The sequence below is a fragment of the Cedecea lapagei genome (assembly GCF_900635955.1).
GTDB classification, from domain to species: domain Bacteria; phylum Pseudomonadota; class Gammaproteobacteria; order Enterobacterales; family Enterobacteriaceae; genus Cedecea; species Cedecea lapagei.
Genome location: NZ_LR134201.1, coordinates 3,816,544 through 3,837,329 on the forward strand (window position 1 = coordinate 3,816,544; position 20,786 = coordinate 3,837,329).

The following is a 20,786-nucleotide window of genomic DNA, read 5'->3' on the forward strand; positions in this document are numbered from 1 at the left end:
CGAAGTCGCGGGCGCAGTTTTGCGCGCCCGCTTCCATTTATCGTGTTGATAAACCTCCTCGCGAAAACTAACGCGGAAGCCCTTTCCCAAATTCTGATTTACCCATTCGCTATCGCGTAACTCGTTCAGCAAAGTGTTGCTCTCTGAAAACAGGAGCAGCAAATGAACAAGCAAAAAGGCTTTACGCTAATCGAGCTCATGGTGGTGATCGGTATCATCGCGATCCTCAGCGCCATCGGCATTCCGGGGTATCAAAACTACCTCCGCAAAGCGGCATTGACCGATATGCTGCAAACCTTCCTGCCCTACCGTACCGCCGTCGAGCTCTGCGCAATCGAACGGGGCGGCATCACCGGCTGCAACGCGGGCAGTAACGGCATCGCAGAAACTCAAACAACGCGCTACATCCGTGCCATGGACGTGTCCAGCGGTATTGTTACCCTGAACGGACAGGATTCACTAAGCGGGTTGACGGCCATATTCACTCCACAGTGGAGCGATGCCAGCGGCGTTACTGGCTGGACGCGAAATTGCAATGCCGAGAGCGCTTCCCCGCTGAAACAAGCCTGCGAAAGCGTATTCCGCTTCAACGAAAGCGCACCAGGAGCGGAAGAATGAGCGCCAGCGAACAGCTTCACTCCCTCTGCCAGCACTACAACGCCGCTCTGATAGAGGAGACGCAGGACGTATTGCGGATTGCGGCTCTGGAGACCCCTGACGAGCAACTGTATGAGGCACTCCACTTTTTCAGTAACAAACATATTGATATCGAGCTCTGGCCTGCAGAGAAACTGGAAAAATGGCAAACCCAGGCATCCACGCAACCTTCGGGTCAAGAGTTCGGCAGCTCTGTGGTTACGCTATTAAACACCACCCTCGCTTCCGCCGTTCAGCAGCGTGCTTCCGATATCCATTTTGAGCCCTTCGAGAACGCCTGCCGCATTCGGCTTCGCATTGATGGCGTTCTCCAGTGCCAGCCGCTTCTTCCCCAGGCGATGATTGCGCCCGTCACCGCAAGGCTCAAAATTCTGGCTAACCTGGATATCGCCGAAAAACGACTGCCGCAGGATGGGCAAATGGATTACCTCACGGAAGATGTGAAAGCCTCATTTCGCGTCTCGACGCTGCCCTGCCGCTATGGCGAAAAAGTTGTCTTAAGGCTTCTCCAGCAGGGCAAACAGAGTATGGACATGCATTCGCTGGGCATGTCGGAAGCCGAAACAGAGCAATTCAGGCAGTCGCTCGAGGCCCCGCAGGGTTTAATTCTGGTCACCGGGCCTACCGGCAGCGGAAAGACCATTACGCTTTACAGCGCTCTGGCGGCGCTTAACCAGCCGGGCCTTAATGTCTGCAGCGTGGAAGACCCGATAGAGATCCCTCAGCAAGGGCTCACTCAAACGCAGATAAACCCCAGGGCAGGACTCACCTTTCAAAACGTCCTGCGCGCGTTACTGAGGCAGGATCCGGACGTGATTATGATCGGTGAGATCAGGGACGGAGAGACGGCAGAAATCGCCATCAAGGCGGCCCAGACGGGGCACCTGGTTTTGTCGACGCTGCACACCAACTCTACCGTTGAAACGCTCGTCAGGCTGGAGCAGATGGCGATTCCCCGCTGGATGATCGCCTCGGCGGTGAACATCATCGTGGCCCAAAGGCTGGTGAGAAAGCTTTGCCCCTACTGCAAAAAACGTAGCGAAACGCCCCTCAAATTACCGATCCATCTTTGGGCGTATGAGCTTCCGGACTGGCATGCGGCAGGGTGCGAAAGGTGTTACGGAGGATATTATGGGCGTACGGCGTTATTCGAGCTTCTGCCTCTGACCACGGCCCTGCGGGCAGCAATCACGGAGGATGAACCTGCCGCTAAGATTGAAGAGCTGGCCAGAAAACAGGGCATGCGTACCCTGTTCGAAAGCGGCTGCCTCGCCGTCGAACATGGGCATACCTCTCTGGAAGAGGTTTATCGAGTATTAGGGGTGCCAAATGGCTAAGCTCCTGCTGTGGCGTTGGGAAGCTATTGACGCCGGGGGCCAGTTGAGAAGCGGCGTAATGCTTGCCGGTAAACGTTCTCTCCTTGAGGAAGAGCTTTGCAGACAGCGGCTTGAGCTACTCAGTGTTAAAAAAGCCTTTATCGCCGGAAGCACCTGCTGGCACATTCAGCAGAAGATCGCCGTTATCCGGCAGCTTGCAGCGCTGCTTCACGCCGGTATCGCCTTGACGGACGCGCTGTTGCTCATTGCGCGTCAGCATCCCAAACCCGAATGGTCTGCCTTATTGCAGCATATTGAGCAGCAGGTCTCGCAGGGAATACCCTTTTCTGAAGCGCTGACATCGTGGCCCCATATTTTCCCTCCGCTGTACATTGCTTTATTGCATACCGGTGAGCTAACCGGCAGGCTCGCCGAATGCTGCCAGCGGCTGGCCGAGCAGCAAGAACAGCAATATCAGCTGACCAAAAAGGTCATTAAAGCCCTTCGTTATCCGCTGTTTATTTTTCTGGTCACGCTGCTGGTTACCGCAGGCATGGTAGGGTTTGTGCTGCCGGAGTTCGCCAATATCTACCGATCGTTTAACGCCCCTTTGCCAGCCATCACCCAGGCCGTTATGAGCCTTTCGGAATGGGCGACGGCCCAGGGAGTTCGGTGGGTTTTAGCCACGCTACTACTTGTGGCCTTTATCTGGTGGTTTCGCCGCAAAAGTCCTGCTCTTCGGGAAAAAGAGCAATTGCTGCTGCTAAAAATACCGGTCATTTCGCCATTAAGGCGCGGCCAGCTGCTGAGTCAGATATTTACCGTGCTCACGCTCTCACAGCGTTCCGGCGTTCCCCTGTTGCAGGGACTTGAAGCGGTGGAAAAAACGTTAATACAGCCCTTTTGGCAGCAACAGATTGCTGAAGTACGCCGTCGGGTTTCCGAGGGCCGCCCCTTCTGGTCCGCGCTGGAGTCTTCGGGACATTTTACCCCACTCTGCCAGCAGCTGGTTCGGATCGGTGAAGAGTCCGGTTCGCTGGATATTATGCTGGAACGTTTAGCGCGCTGGCACTATGAGAAAACGAATGAACTGGCTGAAAACCTTGCCGCTACGCTGGAACCGATCATGATGCTGGTGATTGGGGTCATCATCGGCACGCTGGTGATAGCGATGTATTTGCCCGTTTTCCAGATGGGGGATGCTATGGGTGGAGGATGACGCAGCTTCCGCTGCGTCATCTTGCTATCAGAGGCTATTGAACACGCGGTTTTCCTGCTCCGCAACGCGGATGAAGGTGGTGCGTTTAGTCAGCTCTTTTAGACGGGACGCCCCTACATAGGTGCAGGCTGAACGCAGGCCGCCGAGGATATCGCGGGCGGTATTTTCAACCGGCCCGCGCAGAGGCAGCTTAACGGTTTTCCCTTCTGCGGCACGGTACTGGGCAACGCCGCCAACGTGACGGGTCATTGCCGACTCTGAGCTCATGCCGTAGAACAGCATAAATTTCTCGCCGTCCTGCTCAACAACGGTGCCGCCGCTCTCTTCGTGCCCCGCCAGCATACCGCCCAGCATGACGAAGTCTGCGCCACCGCCAAAAGCTTTGGCCACGTCGCCAGGTACCGTACAGCCACCGTCACTCACAATCTGGCCGCCAAGCCCGTGCGCCGCGTCGGCGCATTCAATCACGGCAGAAAGCTGAGGATAACCAACGCCGGTTTTAACGCGCGTGGTACATACGGAGCCCGGCCCAATGCCGACTTTCACAATATCCGCGCCGGACAGGATCAGCTCTTCGCACATCTCACCGGTCACCACGTTACCCGCGCAGATAACCTTGTCAGGCCAGGCTTCACGAGCTTTGCTGACAAACTGCGTGAAGTGCTCAGAATAGCCGTTTGCAACGTCGATGCAGATAAATTTCAGCGCTGGCGTCAGGGCCAGAATCTGTTTAGTTTTGGCAAAATCCGCATCTGAGGTGCCGGTTGAAACCATGATATGGCGCAGCAGTTCTTCCGGGATGGCGTTAACAAAGCCACGCCACTCTTCAACGGAATAGTGCTTATGTACCGCGGTCAGAATGTCGAAGGAGGCCAGCGCTTGGGCCATTGCGAAGGTGCCGACAGTGTCCATGTTCGCCGCGATAATCGGCACACCAGACCACGTAATACCGGAATGCTTGAATGTGAATTGGCGTTCCAGCTCAACGTCAGAACGGCTTTTGAGGGTGGAACGTTTTGGGCGGATTAAAACGTCTTTAAAACCTAACTTCAAATCTTCTTCAATACGCATTGGCAAATCCCTGGGTCGAATGGCGATGAACACAAAAACACGATCGGCGAAACAACGGCCAACCCCAGTGACGCTATCATACGCAGTAATAATGCCGCCGCAAGACTGCGAAAAACGACTTTTTTACGCTACAATCGATTAAATTTACCCGGTAAACGGTAAAACGCCCGCAGACGGGATTTTCAGTTTTTTAGCGGGGCCAGCTTTTTCTCAGACACCCCGGAAAATAGTTTTTATCTTATTGATATATAATAGCATCAGGATCGATTATCTATGGTTTACACGGTAGCGCTTACGGGAGGCATTGGCAGTGGTAAAAGCACCGTAGCCGAAGCCTTTTCCCGCCAGGGTATTGCCGTCATCGATGCGGATGTCATTGCCCGCCAGGTTGTCGAACCTGGTCAACGTGCGTTAGCTCTCATTTCCCAACATTTTGGTCTAAAGATCCTTCAGGAAGATGGCGCTTTAAACCGGCGAGCGCTGCGAGAAGCGATCTTCAGCTCCCCGCAGCAAAAGCAGTGGCTCAATGATCTGCTACATCCCTTAATTCAGCAGCAAACACGTGATGAAATTGCTCGCGCAGCCTCACCTTACGTGCTGTGGGTTGTTCCACTGCTGGTAGAAAATAATCTGCAACAAAGAGCTAACCGGGTTTTAGTGGTGGATGTCTCCCCTGAAACTCAGATTACGCGTACCATGCTGCGGGACAATGTCTCTCGCGAGCACGCGCAGCAGATCCTGGCCGCTCAGGCGTCCCGGGAGGCTCGTCTCGCCGTTGCAGATGACGTAATTAATAATGACGGCAGTCCCCAGGACGTTGTCGTGCATGTTGACCGCCTGCATCGCCAGTACCTGAAACTGGCGGCAAAGGCCGCACAACAGGAAACAGAATAATGAGTACTCAGGTTCTTTTTGAACACCCGCTGAATGAGAAAATGCGCACATGGCTGCGCCTTGAATTTTTGATTCAGCAGCTACAGTCAGCGCTTCCCGTCAGTGACAGCGCTAAAGCACTGCATTTTTTTCGTAACATCGGTGACTTACTGGATGTGTTTGAACGGGGTGAAATCCGCACTGAAATCCTTAAAGAACTTGGCAGGCAGCAGCGGAAGCTGTTGAGCTGGTCAGAAGTCCCGGGCGTTGATATGCAGCGCATCGACTCGTTGCGTAGTCAGCTGGAAAGCTGTGGTAGCGTATTAATGGCCGCGCCGCGTATCGGGCAGGTATTACGCGAGGACCGGCTGATTGCGCTGGTACGTCAGCGTCTCAGTATCCCTGGCGGCTGCTGCAGCTTTGATTTGCCGACTCTGCATATCTGGCTTTATCTGCCGCAGGAGCAGCGGGATGCTCAGGTCGATTTCTGGCTAAACAGCCTCGAGCCGGTAAAACAGTCGCTCGATCTGCTGCTGGATATCATCCGCAACTCCGCGCCGTTCCGTAAACAGACCAGCCTCAATGGCTTCTACCAGGACAACGGCGATGATGCCGATCTGCTGCGCCTGCATCTTAGCCTTGGCGACCAGCTTTATCCGCAAATTTCCGGCCATAAAAGCCGCTTTGCCATTCGATTTATGCCGCTGGACTCGGAACATGGCCTGGTGCCTGAACGTCTCGATTTCGAACTGGCCTGCTGTTAAGGAAGAAGCATGAGCGAAGCCACCGTTGTAAACTGCCCGGGCTGCGGTAAGCCCGTTGTCTGGAACGAAACCAGCCCTTATCGACCTTTCTGTAGCAAACGCTGCCAGCTGATAGATCTTGGAGAGTGGGCGGCAGAGGAAAAACGCATTCCGAGCAGCGGCGACCTTTCTGAGAGCGATGACTGGAGCGAAGAGCAGGAGCGCTAAGCCTCCAGCAGCTTTAAGATGACGGGCTCATTAGCCGGCGGGAACTCGTCGGCGATGAGTTCGCCCTGAGCCACCCAGCGTCCTGGCTGCCCCTCTTTCCCCCACGGCTCACCTTCCCACTGCTCAATCAGATAAAACCACAGCGAGATATGGCGGTCCGGGAACTCATATTCCAGGGTTTCAAACAGACGGACGTTCTGCGCCACGATGCCGGTTTCTTCCTGTAGTTCGCGGATCACCGCCTGCTCTGGAGACTCCCCGGCTTCAATTTTCCCGCCGGGGAATTCCCATTTATTGGCCATGTGCGCATCGGCAGCACGCTGAGTAATAAAGATTTCACCCTGTTGATTACGAATAATCCCGACGGCGATTTGCAGTTGCTTCATATTCTCAAACTCCATGCGTAAAAAAGGCGCAGCAAGCTGCGCCTTTTATGTTTGTCAGACCTTAGCTCAGACGGCCATGGCACTGTTTGTATTTCTTACCGGAACCGCATGGGCAAGGATCGTTGCGCCCAACTTTACGATCGCCAGTCTCTGCAGCCAGAGCCTGCGCAGCCTGAGTTTCATCATCGACGTGGCTCAGTTGCTGCATACTTGCCAGACGCTCGGCTTCTTCACGGCGCTGCTGCTCCATCGCTTCCACTTCTTCCGGCATACGCACCTGCACCTTGCTCAGCGTACTGATCACTTCGTATTTCAGTGATTCCAGCATCGCGGCGAACATGGAGAAGGACTCACGCTTATATTCTTGCTTCGGATCTTTTTGCGCATAACCACGCAGGTGAATACCCTGACGAAGGTAGTCCATCGCCGCCAGGTGCTCTTTCCACAGAGAATCCAGGGTTTGCAGCATCACGCCTTTTTCGAAGTGACGCATCATTTCGGCACCGACCACTTCTTCTTTGCGCTGATAAAGCTCTACCGCCGTCTGCAGAATACGCTCGCGCAGGGTCTCTTCGTGCAGCTCTGGCTCTTTATCCAGCCACTCTTTGATCGGCATTTCGAGGTCAAAGTCGTTTTTCAGACGCTCTTCCAGGCCTTCCACGTCCCACATCTCCTCCAGAGACTGAGGGGGAATATGCGCATCGATAGTCACTTTAAAGACGTCTTCACGAATGCTGGCGATGGTTTCGCTAACGTCGGAAACGTCGAGCAGCTCATTACGCTGGGTGTAGATTGCACGACGCTGATCGTTAGCAACGTCATCGTACTCCAGCAGCTGTTTACGAATATCGAAGTTACGGCTTTCGACTTTACGCTGTGCGTTAGCAATTGCCTTGGTGACCCATGGGTGCTCAATCGCTTCGCCCGGCTTCATGCCCAGTTTACGCATCATGTTGGAGACGCGATCCGAGGCGAAGATACGCATCAGGGCATCTTCCATTGAGAGGTAGAAGCGGGAAGAACCGGCGTCACCCTGGCGACCAGAACGGCCACGCAGCTGGTTATCGATACGGCGGGATTCGTGACGCTCGGTACCGATGATATGCAGACCGCCAGAAGCGAGCACCGCATCGTGGCGAACCTTCCAGTCCGCTTTGATCTGAGCAATTTGCTCAGGCGTTGGCTCGTCGAGCGCGGCAATCTCTTCCTGCCAGCTACCGCCCAGCACGATATCCGTACCACGACCCGCCATGTTAGTTGCGATGGTCACGGCAGCAGGATACCCCGCCTGAGCAACGATACCCGCTTCGTTAGCGTGGAACTTGGCGTTCAGAACATTGTGTTTGATACCGGCTTTCGTCAGCTCATTGGAAACCACTTCAGATTTCTCAATGGAGATGGTCCCCACCAGCACCGGCTGGCCATTCGCGGTACGCTCTTTAATGTCTTCAATGATAGCGCCGATTTTATCCAGCTCGGTCATGTAGACCAGATCCGGCATGTCCTTACGGATCATTGGACGGTTGGTCGGCACAACAATGGTGTCGAGCTTGTAAATGGAGCTAAATTCGAACGCTTCGGTGTCCGCGGTACCGGTCATCCCTGCCAGCTTCTCGTAAAGACGGAAGTAGTTCTGGAAGGTAATGGAAGCCAGCGTCTGGTTTTCGTTCTGAATATCAACGCCTTCTTTGGCTTCAACAGCCTGATGAAGGCCGTCGGACCAGCGACGTCCCTGCATGGTACGGCCGGTATGTTCGTCAACGATGATAACTTCACCATCTTTAACGATGTAGTCAACGTCGCGGGTAAACAGGGCATGGGCACGCAGAGCCGCAGTCACGTGGTGCATCAGCATGATATTGGCAGGAGAGTACAGGGACTCGCCCTCTTCCATCATGCCTTCCTGCACCAGCAGCTCTTCAATCAGTACCAGACCGCGTTCGGTCAGGTTAACCTGGCGAGACTTTTCATCCACGGAGAAGTGGCCTTCACCCTGGAAGGTGTCGGAGTCCTCTTTTTCCTGGCGCATCAGGTGTGGGATGATTTTGTTTACGCGCTTGTACAGCTCAGAGCTGTCTTCAGCCGGACCGGAGATGATCAGCGGAGTACGCGCTTCATCGATCAGAATGGAGTCAACCTCATCCACCAGCGCATAATGAAGTTTACGCTGTACGCGCTCTTCAGGGCTGAAAGCCATGTTGTCACGCAGGTAGTCGAAGCCGTATTCGTTGTTGGTACCGTAGGTAATGTCCGCAGCATAAGCTTCACGCTTAGCCGGAGCAGGCATACCCGGCAGGTTGATCCCTACGCTCAGGCCCAGGTACTCGAACAGTGGACGGTTGTTTTCAGCGTCACGCTGTGCCAGATAGTCGTTCACGGTAACGACGTGAACGCCTTTACCGCTCAGGGCATTCAGGTAAGCCGGTAGCGTTGCTGTCAGGGTTTTACCTTCACCGGTACGCATCTCTGCGATACAGCGGTCATTCAGCACCATACCGCCAAGCAGCTGCACGTCGAAGTGACGCATGCCGAAGACGCGCTTGCTCGCTTCGCGAACCACGGCAAAAGCCTCAGGGATCAGGTTTTCAAGCACTTCGCCTTTTTCCAGACGAGCACGGAACTCACCGGTTTTCGCCTTCAGCTCATCATCCGTGAGCTTTTCCATCTGTGGTTCCATGCCGTTAATCATGGTCACCACTTTGCGCATGCGGCGCAGAGTACGATCGTTACGACTACCGAAAACTTTTGTTAATAATTTGATTAGCATAATAAATTCTCAAACGCCTGCCGTCAGTGCGGTCAATAAATTGTTGTTAGTTCAGAAGATGAGTTAGCTGAGGCGAAGCGGGCCTGCGCGGATCCCCTGCACCTGGCGGATCCACGTAACGGTACTGAAAACTTCAGCCGCGGGGGATTCCCGGAACGCAGTCTGGCGCACAATAACGGGAGGTTTGCTTTCCTGCGTCAGCAGCGCGCTGAGCGTGTCCAGCAGAGCAAGATGCTGTGCCTGAAGCGGCACGCTTTCCTGAGCCACCGGCAACGCCTGAGGAGCCATGGCAAAAGAAAGATGACGAATTACGGTGCGGATTGCATGCTGGTGCCAGTAGTCCACACTGAAGGAGGGACGTCGCGTACTCTCCTGCAGTTGAACAAGGCTGTCAAAACGCAGCTGGCGTACGGGATCGTGACGACTGGCGGAAGCTTCAGCGGGAACGCCGGTTTCTGTGCTACCGTTGAGCGCAGGCATGCCAAAACTCGCCGCGACCATCCCCAACAGGAGATGCGGCCAGAAATAACGTCTGCCAAATTGTCGCCAACGATTTAGAATACCAATCACTTTTTCCGCCGGAGCTTAATGTATGCGCGACAGTCGCCCGCAATCTTTAGAAAATCTTTTTGACGATGCCGGTCAGGAAAGCATGCTGCAGAACGTTCAGCAACGCGCCGTTGCTCTGCTGCGACTTAACCGGGCAGTGAAAGGCATTTTGCCTGCACCACTGCATCCCTGGTGTCGGGTAGCCAACTTTCGTCAGGGAATTCTCGTACTTGAAACCGCAAATGCCAGCTGGCTGATGCGCTTACGCTATGAGCAAGCCTCGCTGCTGAGTGCATTACGCGCCCAAATATTACCATCATTGACATCAATCGACATCAGGATTAATCCATCGCTGGCGGTAAAAGGACAGGAATTCGTACAAGAAAGCACCACTCAGTCGGGGAGTGAGAAATACGAAGTCAATCGTCAGCTAAGCGAGCAGAGTGCGGAAGCGTTGAGAGAAGTGGCTAAACGTAGCCCGGAGAAATTGAGAGCAACAATAGAACGACTGGCTTCACTGGCCGGAGAGGGTACCAGCAAAACCAGTCGTAATAGATAGCTTAAGCGTTACGCCAGCACCAGGTTAGGTGCTTTAAACGCCAGCGGAAGTTCGGCTTCGTCTTCGAAGGTCGCCCATTCCCAGGCTTCCTGCTTCGCTAAAACAGCCTGCAGCAGTTTGTTGTTCAGCGCATGACCAGACTTATAGGCGGTAAATGCGCCGATAATGTTATGGCCGCACATGAACAGATCGCCGATGGCATCCAGCATTTTGTGACGAACGAATTCATCTTCAAAACGCAGGCCGTCTTCGTTCAATACGCGATAATCGTCAACAACGATGGCACAATCGAAGCTGCCGCCCAGGCACAGGCCGCGGGACTGCAGATATTCGATATCACGCATAAAACCGAAGGTACGCGCACGGCTAATCTGACGCATAAAGGCTTCAGCAGAGAAGTTCATGGTGTAGCGCTGGGTGCTTGCATCAATCGCCGGATGGTTAAAGTCGATGGTGAAATCCAACGAGAAACCATTAAACGGTGACATTTCAGCCCATTTATCGCCATCTTCGACACGAACCGTCTCTTTCAGACGTATAAATTTCTTGGCCGAGTTCAGCTCGTCGATACCTGCATCAAGCAGCAGATAAACGAACGGCGCCGCACTGCCGTCCATGATAGGGATTTCTGGCGCATCGACTTCAACAATAATGTTGTCGATACCCAGCCCTGCCAGGGCAGCGTTGAGGTGCTCTACGGTAGAAATCCGCACATCATGCTCGTTCACCAGACAAGTACAGAGCATGGTATCCCGCACGGATTTGGCATCAGCCGGAAAATCTACCGGAGGATTCAAGTCGGTGCGACGATAGATGACCCCGGTATTTGCCGGCGCAGGGCGCAGCGTCAGTGTGACCTTTTTGCCGGTATGTAAACCGACGCCAGTCGCCTGAACGATACGTTTAAGTGTCCTTTGTTTGATCATCGTATAATCTCGCCAAATTACTAAGCTAGCCGAGAGTGTATATCACTAACGGCAGGCCAGTTTAGCACAAAGAGCGAATATTCCCAACTTCCGGTTTATTCTTAATCAGCTTGCTTACGCAGGAACGCTGGAATATCCAGATAGTCAGGCTCTTTCGCCGTTTGTGGTGTGTTGTCGTTAACCACTTTAGCGGCCGGTTTTTGCTCCTGAGTCAGCGGAGCCATACCGTGCTGCTGGTAGCGATCCATCACCGGCTGCTGTACCTGCTTGTTAGTGACCAGAGTAATTTCCGGACGTTTGTCCATGCCGATACCGGTAGCCACCACGGTGACGCGCAGTTCGTCGTTCATCTCTGGATCCAGAGAAGTACCGATAACCACGGTTGCATTGTCGGAGGCGAATGCACGAATGGTGTTACCCACGGTTTCGAACTCATCCAGACGCAGGTCAAAGCCAGCGGTGATGTTAACCAGCACGCCGCGAGCGCCAGACAGGTCGATATCTTCCAGCAGTGGAGAAGAGATAGCCATTTCAGCCGCTTCTTCCGCACGGTCTTCGCCGCTTGCCACGCCGGAGCCCATCATCGCGTAGCCCATTTCAGACATCACGGTACGCACGTCCGCGAAGTCAACGTTCATCAGACCAGGACGGGTGATCAGCTCGGCGATACCCTGCACGGCGCCTTTCAGCACGTCGTTTGCCGCGCCAAATGCGTCAAGCAGAGAAATTCCGCGACCCAGCACTTTCAGCAGCTTGTCGTTCGGGATGGTGATGAGTGAGTCAACGTGCTTGGACAGCTCGGCGATACCCTGCTCGGCGAAAGCCATACGCTTCTTGCCTTCAAAATTGAAAGGCTTGGTCACGACGGCAACGGTCAGGATACCCAAATCTTTAGCCACTTCGGCCACAACAGGCGCAGCGCCGGTACCGGTACCACCGCCCATACCTGCAGCGATAAACACCATGTCTGCCCCATCCAGCGCAGCGCGTAATGCTTCGCGGTCTTCTTCCGCGGCGTTACGACCCACTTCTGGATTTGCGCCTGCGCCCAGACCTTTAGTGATCCCATTACCAATCTGGATAGTCTGGCCGACTGCAGTTTTACGCAGCGCCTGAGCGTCAGTGTTCACCGCAAAGAATTCAACGCCTTCGATGCGCTCGCGCACCATATGTTCAACGGCATTACCGCCGCCGCCACCGACGCCGATGACTTTAATCACCGCGTCGTTGGTCAGTTCCATAGGTTCAAACATAGTTTCTCTCCGTTTTGTGCCTGTCGCCTGAGACCGCTAATTGTCTCCGGTCTCTTATAAAAATTAAAATTCTTTTCTCAGCCAGCTGTTCAGTCGCTTAAACCATGAGCCAACCGAGGTCCTTTTTTCCACTTCAGCTTCACCACTGAGATGCGATTCCTTCCCGTAGTGCAGCAACCCTACTGCGGTCGAGTAATACGACTCCTGGGCATAGTCAGTAAGGCCAGTAATATTCAACGGCTGACCGATACGCACCTGCGTATGGAACACACGCTGAGCACAGGCTGCCAGGCCTTCAATTTGTGCCGCGCCGCCGGTTAACACAATCCCCGCCGCCAGATGATGTTTAACACCCTGCTGGCGAAGCTGTTCCTGTAGTTGCAAAATCTCTTCGTTGACCAGGTTGAGCAGCTCGGTGTAACGCGGCTCAATCACCTCGGCCAGCGTCTGGCGCTGCAGGCTGCGAGGCGGACGGCCACCGACGCTCGGGACTTCAACGTTTTCATCTTTCCCTACAATGGAGCCCAGCGCACAACCATGGCGCACTTTAATCGCTTCTGCATCGCTCGGTGGCGTACCAAAGGCGTAAGCGATATCGCTGGTCACGACGTTCCCTGCATAAGGGATAACTTTGGTATGACGCAGCGCACCGCCGGTATAGACCGCCATATCCATGGTACCACCGCCGATGTCCACAACACAGACGCCCAGTTCGCGCTCGTCTTCGGTCAGTACCGCATAGCTCGCGGCCAGACCGGCAAAATGAGTTGGTCAACTTTCAGACCACATCGTTCAACCGCTTTAACGATGTTTTTCGCCATATCGTTATGGCAGGTAATCAAATGCACTTTCGCCTGCATACGGACGCCGGACAACCCTACCGGGTTTTTGATCCCTTCCTGGTAATCAATAGCGTATTCCTGTGGAATCACATGCAGAACGCGGTGTTCATCACGAACGCGCACCGATTTTGCCGTATGCACCACATTTTCCACATCTTCCTGCGTCACTTCCTCTTCCGAAATCGGCACCATGCCTATCTCGTTTTGGCAGCTGATATGCTTGCCTGACAGCGCCAGGTAGACTGAGGAGATTTGGCAGTCCGCCATCAGCTCAGCCTGATCGATGGCACGTTGCACACACTTCACGACCGATTCGAGGTCGTTTACCCCGCCTTTGTCCATACCACGCGATGGGCAGCTGCCCACGCCAATAATATTGACCATACCGTCGGGCAGAACTTCCCCTACTAAAGCGGCGACCTTCGCGGTGCCAATCTCCAGTCCAACTACCAGTTTTCTGTCCGTCGCCTTGATCATTGTTGTTCTGCCTGTGCCTGATTCTGTTGCTGATTCGGATTAGGTACCGGAGGAGGAAGTGCCTCCCAACCTACCGCGGCGCCTGAATCGTATCGCAGGTCGACATAACTGATCCGTTTGTTATCAGCCTGCGCCTGCTGCTGCAGAACCGGGTAAAGTTCTACAAAACGATTCAGACGTTTCATCGTATCGCCCCGGCCCAGGTTGAGCTTAATTCCGTTATTCAGCGTCAACTGCCAGGAGCGGCGAGCGGTCATAGCCGCCTCTTTCAACGTAAACTTATCCTTTGCCAGCACCACGCCCATGTCACGGTAACCTTGCAGCACTTCATTTTCGCTGCCTTCCGGGCCGGAAAGCATCGGTAAAGTCTGCTTGCTGGTGCGCTCTGCCGGCACGCTGAAGGAATTTCCCTCCGCGTCAACCATATGCTGGTCATTCCATCGTGCTATCGGCACATATTCAACCAGATGAATCTTCAATTCGTCCGGCCACTGCTTTCTTACGCTTGCTTGCTTGATCCACGGCAAGCGTTCTATCTGCTGTTGGATAATATTCACGTCCTGGGTCATAAAGGTCCCCGGCGGCCCCAGGGCCAGAATAGACTGGCGAATATCATCGTTCCGCGTGTAGTGACGTTCCCCGGTCACCACCAGCCGGGAGAGGGGCAGACGCTGGGCATCTTCCATCCAGCCCACCACAATCCAGCCGCCGATAAACACGCTCAACAGCACCGCAGACAGGAAGATAATCCCTGCCAGACGCGACCCATTGCTGCGTCTCGAGCTGGTGTTTTCCTCGGCACGGTTACGCGCATTCAGTGCAGCCTGCGACATATCAGTCCGCCAGTTCCAGAATACGTACAACCAGCTGAGAGAAGCTCATTCCCGCCTGACGAGCCGCCATAGGCACCAGGCTATGGCTGGTCATGCCGGGTGAAGTATTCACTTCTAACAGGTAAAATTGCCCGTCGCTGTCCAGCATGACATCGACACGTCCCCAGCCGCTACAGCCAAGAACCTGCCACGCCTGCAGAACTAACGCCTGTAATTCCTGCTCTCTTTGCTCAATTAATCCACCGGGACAGAAATATTGAGTTTCATCAGAGAGATACTTCGCCTCATAATCATAGAAGGTTCCAGCGGGTTGGATACGAATAGAGGGTAAAATTTCGTCCCCTAAAATCGCAACCGTGTATTCCGGGCCGCTCAACCACTTTTCAATCAGCACTTCTTCATCGTGTTCAAAGGCAAGCTCAAGCGCCGCAGGCAGCGCGTCCGCGTGGTCTACCTTCGACATGCCGACGCTGGAGCCTTCACGGCTTGGCTTGACGATAACCGGTAATCCCAGCGCAGCGACACGCTCAACCAGCGCACCGCTAAGGCCAGCAGCGATATCCTGACGATTCAAGGCAACCCATGGGGCAACAGGTAAACCCGCGCCCTGCCACAGCAGTTTGCTGCGCAGCTTATCCATCGTTATCGCCGAAGCCATTACGCCGCTGCCGGTATAGGGCAGTTGCAGAAACTCCAGCAGCCCCTGCAGAGTACCGTCTTCGCCACCGCGACCGTGCAGCGCGATAAAAACTTTGTTAAAACCCTGCGCCTTCAGCTCCAGCACCGACTCACTTTGTGGATCGAAGGCGTGGGCATTAAGGCCCGCTTCTTTTAGGCCGGCCAGCACCGCGCTGCCGGACTGCAGAGAAACCTCGCGCTCAGCGGAGGTGCCTCCGAGAAGAACGGCGATTTTATCAGCCATGACGCCCTTCCTCTTTAGGTTGAGGCTGCAGTTTAATTTCAGCCAGGTTCCGCGCAATTTTGCCGATATTCCCCGCGCCCTGCACGAGAATCAGATCATTTCCCGTCAGAACAGGTGCCAGGATTTCCGCCACTTCGGCGTGATCGGAAAACCAGAATAGGGTCAACCTTGCCGCGGCCGCGAATCGTGCGGCACAACGAGCGGCTGTCGGCGCCTGGAATCGGCGCTTCACCAGCAGGGTAGACTTCCAGCATTACCAGCGAGTCCACCTGAGACAGCACGCCAGCAAAGTCATCGTACAAATCACGCGTACGCGTATAGCGGTGCGGCTGGAAAATCATTACCAGATTTTTCTCTGGCCAGCCGGCGCGAGCCGCTTTAATCGTGGCATCCACCTCCGTTGGGTGGTGGCCGTAGTCATCCACCAGCATGGCGGTCCCTGCTTTACCGTTTACCGACGCCAGCGGATATTCCCCCAGGAAGTCGAAACGACGGCCGGTTCCCTGGAAGCTTTCCAGCGCACGGAGAATGGCTTCGTCTTCAATGCCCTCTTCCGTTGCCACGGCAACCGCTGCGGCCGCATTCAGCGCGTTATGACGGCCCGGCGCGTTCAGCACCACATGCAGAGCAGGTTTGTCCTGACGCACAATGGTGAAAAAGCCCTGAGCGCCTTTCTGCTGGTAATTCTCAACGCGCACATCCGCGTCATCGCTGAAGCCGTAAGTGGTCGTCTGGCGGCCCACACGCGGCAGCAGCTCACGAATCACCGGATCGTCCACGCACATTACCGCCCGGCCATAAAACGGCAAATTGTGCAGGAAGTTAATAAACGTCTGCTTTAAATTTTCGAAGTCGCCCTGGTAGGTATCCATATGGTCGGCTTCAATGTTGGTCACAATCGAGACCATCGGCTGGAGATGCAGGAACGATGCATCGCTTTCGTCAGCCTCTGCAATCAGGTAGCGGCTATGCCCCAGACGGGCATGCACGCCGGCGGCTTTTACCAGGCCACCGTTAACAAACGTCGGATCCAGACCCGCTTCCGCATAAATGCTCGACACCATCGCCGTGGTCGTCGTTTTGCCGTGCGTACCCGCGACGGCAATGCCGTGACGAAAACGCATCAGCTCGGCCAGCATTTCGGCACGGCGGATAACCGGGATGCGGGCTTCATGGGCGGCCACAATTTCCGGGTTATCGGCAGAAATGGCTGTGGAAACAACCACTACGCTTGCATCACGCACGTTTTCCGGGCGATGGTTAAAATAAATCGTGGCACCCAGTGCCGACAACTGCTGCGTGACCGGGTTCGGCGCCAGATCGGAACCGCTGATCTGGTAACCTTCGTTGGCCAGGACTTCAGCAATACCGCCCATACCGGCGCCGCCGATGCCAACAAAGTGAATGTGCCGGACGCGACGCATCTCGGGCACGATTGAACGCAGTTTCGCCAGTTGTTGTGTATTCATTCTCTAAACCTGCAAGCGGCATGCCGCCATTACATCAAATTTACAGGGGGCAATTCGCCTCCCACAAGTATTACGCGCGCGCTACGGCGCTGACTTCATTTGCTACACGTTCGGTGGCGTCAGGAAGAGAAGCAGCGCGCGCGCGCTCGGCCATCGCCAGCAGCGTTGCTCTGTCCCATCCGGCCAGGGTACGGGTAACGGCATCCACGGTAAACTGCGGCTGCTCCAGTATTTTCGCCGCGCCCGCCTGTTCCAGAGGCAGCGCATTCCAGTACTGCTGCCGGTCTTTATGCTGGAACGGGACAAACAACGCGGGCAGTCCCGCTGCGGCGATCTCGCTCACGGTTAACGCTCCGGAGCGGCAAACCACGACGTCAGCCCATTCGTAGGCCGCCGCCATATCATCAATAAATTCGGTGACCTTATGCTGTGGCTGGCCCGCCTCAGCGTAAGCCTGCTGAACAACTGCCTGACCGCCTTTCCCGGTTTGATGCCAGATAGTCACAGCTTCACCCAGCCTGCCGGCAACCTGCGGCATGGTTTGGTTCAAAACGCGCGCGCCCTGAGAGCCGCCGACGACCAGCACACGCACCGGGCCTTCTCGCCCGGCAAAACGTTCCTGCGGCAGCGGGAGCGCAAGTACATCGGTACGCACCGGGTTGCCGACAACGTCGGCCTTAGGGAATGCGCCCGGAAAGGCCTGCATCACTTTGGTTGCGATCTTCGCTAACCACTTGTTCGTCAGCCCTGCAATGCCATTTTGTTCATGCAGTACAACCGGAACGCCCAAAGACCAGGCAGCAAGGCCGCCCGGCCCGGAAACATAACCGCCCATACCCAGGACCACATCCGGCTTCCAGGCCTTCATGATGGCCCGAGCCTGACGCCAGGCGTTAAAAATACGCACGGGCGCCAGCAGCAAGGCCTTCAGGCCTTTGCCGCGCAGGCCGGAAATGCGAATGAAGTCGATCTCAATGCCGTGCTTCGGCACAAGATCGGCCTCCATACGGTCCGCGGTACCCAGCCAGCGAATGTCCCATCCTTCAGCCTGAAGATGATGGGCAACGGCCAGACCGGGGAATACATGCCCACCGGTGCCACCCGCCATCACCATCAACCGCTTCGCTTTGCCCGTCATTTGGCGCTCCGTGTAAACGCCTGAGCCTTAGCCAGGCGCGTTTCATAATCTATTCTCAACAACAGCATGATCGCCGTAGACATAATCAGCAGGCTGGAACCACCGTAACTGATAAGCGGCAACGTCAGCCCTTTGGTTGGCAGCATACCCGCTGCGGCTCCGACGTTAACCAACGCCTGGAAGCTAAACCAAATGCCGATAGAACACGCCAGAAAACCGGAGAAACGCTGGTCTAATTCCAGCGCACGTTTACCGATGGACATCGCGCGAAAAAGCGACGAAGAATACCATCAAAAGTGCGAGTACCACACCGATATATCCCAGTTCCTCACCGATGATGGAGAAGATAAAGTCGGTGTGCGCTTCAGGCAGATATTCCAGCTTCTGGACCGAGTTCCCAAGCCCTTGCCCCCACAACTCACCGCGCCCGAAAGCCATCAGCGACTGCGTGAGCTGGTAGCCGCTGCCGAAGGGATCTTCCCACGGGTTCCAGAACGATGTGACGCGGCGAATACGGTATGGTTCAGCGAGGATCAGCAGGATAACCGCCGAGATCCCCATGCCGATAATCGCGATGAACTGCCACAGCTTTGCCCCCGCCAGGAACAGCATCGCCAGCGTAGTCACAAACAGCACCACCACCGTCCCAAGATCGGGCTGGGCAAGCAGCAGGACGGCCATCACCAGAATCACGCCCATTGGCTTCAGGAAGCCGCGCAGGTTATTTCGCACCTCATCAACCTTGCGCACAAGATAGTTCGCGAGATAGCAGAACAGCGACAGCTTGGAAAACTCAGCGGGCTGGATACGCAGCGGACCAAAGGCAATCCAGCGCGATGCGCCGTTAACCGAGCTGCCGACGACCAGCACAATCAGCAGCATGGCAATCGATGCCAGCAGCATCGCCGTGCTGTGGCGCTGCCAGAAATCCATCGGCAGGCGCAGCGTCACCATCGCCAGCACGAACGCCACGATGATGTACAGCCCGTCGCGTTTTGCGAACAGGAACGGATCGTTTGCCAGACGCTGACCTACCGGCATCGACGCCGAGGTCACCATAATAAAGCCTATCGCCGCAAGGCCGAAGGTCAGCCAAAGCAGCGTACGATCGTACAGTACCATGCTGTTGGCATCGGCCTCACGGGAGCCCATTACCCACCCTTTTAATGCCGTAGCGACCCAGGCCAGGATGCCAAATCCTGGAACACGGGGGACTCGCAGGCGAGGGAGAGATAAACGCATCAGCCGAGCTCCTTCGCAAGTTGAGTAAACATATCGCCGCGCTGCTCAAAGTTTTTGAACTGATCGAGACTGGCGCAGGCAGGAGAAAGCAGCACTATATCGCCAGACCTGACGCGCTCTGCCGCAAGCTTCATTGCCTGCTCCATTGTTTCAGTTTGCTCGGCGACATCCGGGCGCAAATCGGCCAGCTCTGCGCCGTCGCGGCCAAAGCAGTACAGCCGCACGCGGTCGCCCTGCAGGTAGCGAGCCAATGGCGAGAAGTCAGCGGATTTACCGTCTCCACCCAGCAGCAGGTGCAGCGTGCCCTCAACCTGCAGGCCGTTCAACGCGGCTTCCGTACTGCCGACGTTGGTTGCTTTGGAGTCGTTAATCCAGCGCACGCCGTTACGCTCCCAGGCCAGCTGGAAACGATGCGCCAGACCGGTATAGGTGGTCAGCGCTTTCAGGCTGGTCGAGCGGGGAAGCTTAACCGCATCCGCCAGCGCCAAAGCGGCCAGCGCGTTGGTGTAATTATGCTGACCAACCAGTTTCATCTCTTTGGTGTTGAGGATCTTCTCCCCTTTCACCCGCAGCCAGGTATCGCCCTGCTGACGATTAAGATGGTAATCACCGACGTCCACACCGAAGCTGACGCAGCGATCGTCCGCTCCACGCACCGGCATCGTCAGCGCATCGTCCGCATTGACCACGCAGACTTTGGCGTTTTCATAGATGCTAAGTTTTGCCGCACGATACTGCTGCATGCCAAACGGGTAGCGATCCATATGATCTTCCGTGACGTTCAGGACGGTCGCCGCCGCAGCCTTCAGGCTATGGGTGGTTTCCAGCTGGAAGCTGGAGAGCTCAAGAACATAAAGCTCACAGCCTTTATCCAGCAGCATCAGCGCCGGCAGGCCAATATTGCCGCCAACACCGACGTTGACTCCGGCAGCTTTCGCCATCTCGCCGACCAGCGTTGTCACGGTACTTTTACCGTTGGAGCCGGTAATCGCCACAATCGGCGCCTGTGCTTCACGGCAAAACAGCTCGATATCGCCAATAATCTCGACGCCAGCATTCGCAGCAGCGCTTAATGCCGGCGTGGCGAGCGCAATGCCAGGGCTGGCGATAATCAGATCCGCCGCCAGTAACCAGTCCTCATTTAACGAACCGGTATGGCGTTCAACGTTCTCAGGCAGCTTATCAAGACCAGGAGGGGAGATGCGGGAATCCATCACGCGCGGCGTAATGCCGCGAGCAAGGAAGAAATCCACGCAGGACAGGCCGGTAAGGCCTAACCCGATGATAACGACGTTTTTACCCTGGTAATCTGCCAT

Annotated in this window: 17 protein-coding genes and 3 pseudogenes; 7 read left to right on the forward strand and 13 right to left on the reverse strand. The window is 55.3% G+C overall.

What is annotated here, in order from left to right; genetic code table 11:
• Positions 1–162 precede the first annotated feature (162 nt).
• From ppdD to hofC, 3 genes are read left to right on the forward strand one after another with little or no spacing between them, the layout of a single operon-like run.
• Positions 163–618, forward strand: coding sequence for a prepilin peptidase-dependent pilin (gene ppdD, locus EL098_RS18575; RefSeq protein WP_126357537.1), 456 nt, complete (start codon positions 163–165; stop codon positions 616–618).
• Positions 615–1,994 (forward strand): type II secretion system protein GspE, encoded by a 1,380-nt coding sequence (gene gspE, locus EL098_RS18580; RefSeq protein ID WP_126357538.1) that lies wholly within the window; start codon positions 615–617, stop codon positions 1,992–1,994. Before ppdD ends, gspE begins: the two co-directional genes overlap by 4 nt.
• Complete coding sequence (hofC, locus tag EL098_RS18585) at positions 1,987–3,192, forward strand: protein transport protein HofC (protein ID WP_126357539.1); 1,206 nt, start codon at positions 1,987–1,989, stop codon at positions 3,190–3,192. The genes gspE and hofC overlap by 8 nt, the downstream gene beginning before the upstream one ends.
• Before the next feature lie 27 nt (positions 3,193–3,219).
• Here the strand turns inward: hofC and EL098_RS18590 are convergent, their stop codons facing one another.
• Positions 3,220–4,263, reverse strand: coding sequence for a GMP reductase (locus tag EL098_RS18590; RefSeq protein ID WP_126357540.1), 1,044 nt, complete (start codon positions 4,261–4,263; stop codon positions 3,220–3,222).
• Positions 4,264–4,536: 273 nt separating this feature from the next.
• Here EL098_RS18590 and coaE point away from each other — a divergent pair, with 273 nt between their 5' ends.
• The 3 genes from coaE to yacG are packed head-to-tail and all read left to right on the forward strand — an operon-like array spanning position 4,537 to position 6,107.
• On the forward strand, positions 4,537–5,157 hold the full coding sequence (coaE, locus tag EL098_RS18595; RefSeq protein ID WP_126357541.1) for a dephospho-CoA kinase: 621 nt from the start codon (positions 4,537–4,539) through the stop codon (positions 5,155–5,157).
• Positions 5,157–5,900, forward strand: coding sequence for a cell division protein ZapD (gene zapD / locus EL098_RS18600; RefSeq protein WP_126357542.1), 744 nt, complete (start codon positions 5,157–5,159; stop codon positions 5,898–5,900). The genes coaE and zapD overlap by 1 nt, the downstream gene beginning before the upstream one ends.
• Before the next feature lie 9 nt (positions 5,901–5,909).
• On the forward strand, positions 5,910–6,107 hold the full coding sequence (gene yacG / locus EL098_RS18605) for a DNA gyrase inhibitor YacG (protein WP_126357543.1): 198 nt from the start codon (positions 5,910–5,912) through the stop codon (positions 6,105–6,107).
• Here the strand turns inward: yacG and mutT are convergent.
• The 3 genes from mutT to secM form a co-directional block, all read right to left on the reverse strand.
• Positions 6,104–6,493 carry an 8-oxo-dGTP diphosphatase MutT gene (gene mutT, locus EL098_RS18610; RefSeq protein ID WP_126357544.1) on the reverse strand — a complete coding sequence of 130 codons (390 nt, stop codon included), beginning with the start codon at positions 6,491–6,493 and terminating at the stop codon, positions 6,104–6,106. The genes yacG and mutT overlap by 4 nt on opposite strands.
• A gap of 61 nt (positions 6,494–6,554) precedes the next feature.
• Complete coding sequence (secA, locus tag EL098_RS18615; protein ID WP_126357545.1) at positions 6,555–9,260, reverse strand: preprotein translocase subunit SecA; 2,706 nt, start codon at positions 9,258–9,260, stop codon at positions 6,555–6,557.
• A gap of 63 nt (positions 9,261–9,323) precedes the next feature.
• Positions 9,324–9,830: a secA translation cis-regulator SecM gene (gene secM, locus EL098_RS18620; RefSeq protein ID WP_164716907.1), complete on the reverse strand. Its 507-nt coding sequence runs from the start codon at positions 9,828–9,830 to the stop codon at positions 9,324–9,326.
• A 22-nt stretch (positions 9,831–9,852) separates the two neighbouring features.
• On the opposite strand from secM, the gene EL098_RS18625 reads away from it, so the two are divergent.
• Complete coding sequence (locus tag EL098_RS18625; RefSeq protein ID WP_126357546.1) at positions 9,853–10,368, forward strand: DUF721 domain-containing protein; 516 nt, start codon at positions 9,853–9,855, stop codon at positions 10,366–10,368.
• Positions 10,369–10,376: 8 nt separating this feature from the next.
• On the opposite strand, the gene lpxC is transcribed toward EL098_RS18625, so the two are convergent.
• From lpxC to murD, 9 genes and pseudogenes are all read right to left on the reverse strand, one after another.
• Positions 10,377–11,294 (reverse strand): UDP-3-O-acyl-N-acetylglucosamine deacetylase, encoded by a 918-nt coding sequence (gene lpxC, locus EL098_RS18630; RefSeq protein WP_045781359.1) that lies wholly within the window; start codon positions 11,292–11,294, stop codon positions 10,377–10,379.
• A 101-nt stretch (positions 11,295–11,395) separates the two neighbouring features.
• The gene (ftsZ, locus tag EL098_RS18635; RefSeq protein WP_008461800.1) at positions 11,396–12,547 is read right to left on the reverse strand and encodes a cell division protein FtsZ; all 1,152 of its coding nucleotides are present in this window, start codon (positions 12,545–12,547) and stop codon (positions 11,396–11,398) included.
• Between the two features lie 63 nt (positions 12,548–12,610).
• Positions 12,611–13,866: pseudogene (gene ftsA / locus EL098_RS18640) on the reverse strand (cell division protein FtsA).
• Positions 13,863–14,699 (reverse strand): cell division protein FtsQ, encoded by an 837-nt coding sequence (ftsQ, locus tag EL098_RS18645; protein ID WP_126357547.1) that lies wholly within the window; start codon positions 14,697–14,699, stop codon positions 13,863–13,865. The pseudogene ftsA and the gene ftsQ overlap by 4 nt, the downstream one beginning before the upstream one ends.
• 1 nt (position 14,700) lies before the next feature.
• A complete protein-coding gene (locus EL098_RS18650; RefSeq protein WP_126357548.1) occupies positions 14,701–15,621 on the reverse strand; it encodes a D-alanine--D-alanine ligase in 921 nt (306 codons plus the stop codon).
• A pseudogene (gene murC, locus EL098_RS18655) lies at positions 15,614–17,090 on the reverse strand (UDP-N-acetylmuramate--L-alanine ligase). Before murC ends, EL098_RS18650 begins: the two are co-directional and overlap by 8 nt.
• Positions 17,091–17,160: 70 nt before the next feature.
• The gene (gene murG / locus EL098_RS18660; protein WP_126357549.1) at positions 17,161–18,228 is read right to left on the reverse strand and encodes an undecaprenyldiphospho-muramoylpentapeptide beta-N-acetylglucosaminyltransferase; all 1,068 of its coding nucleotides are present in this window, start codon (positions 18,226–18,228) and stop codon (positions 17,161–17,163) included.
• A pseudogene (gene ftsW, locus EL098_RS18665) lies at positions 18,225–19,470 on the reverse strand (cell division protein FtsW). Before ftsW ends, murG begins: the two are co-directional and overlap by 4 nt.
• A complete protein-coding gene (gene murD, locus EL098_RS18670) occupies positions 19,470–20,786 on the reverse strand; it encodes a UDP-N-acetylmuramoyl-L-alanine--D-glutamate ligase (protein ID WP_126357550.1) in 1,317 nt (438 codons plus the stop codon). Before murD ends, ftsW begins: the two are co-directional and overlap by 1 nt.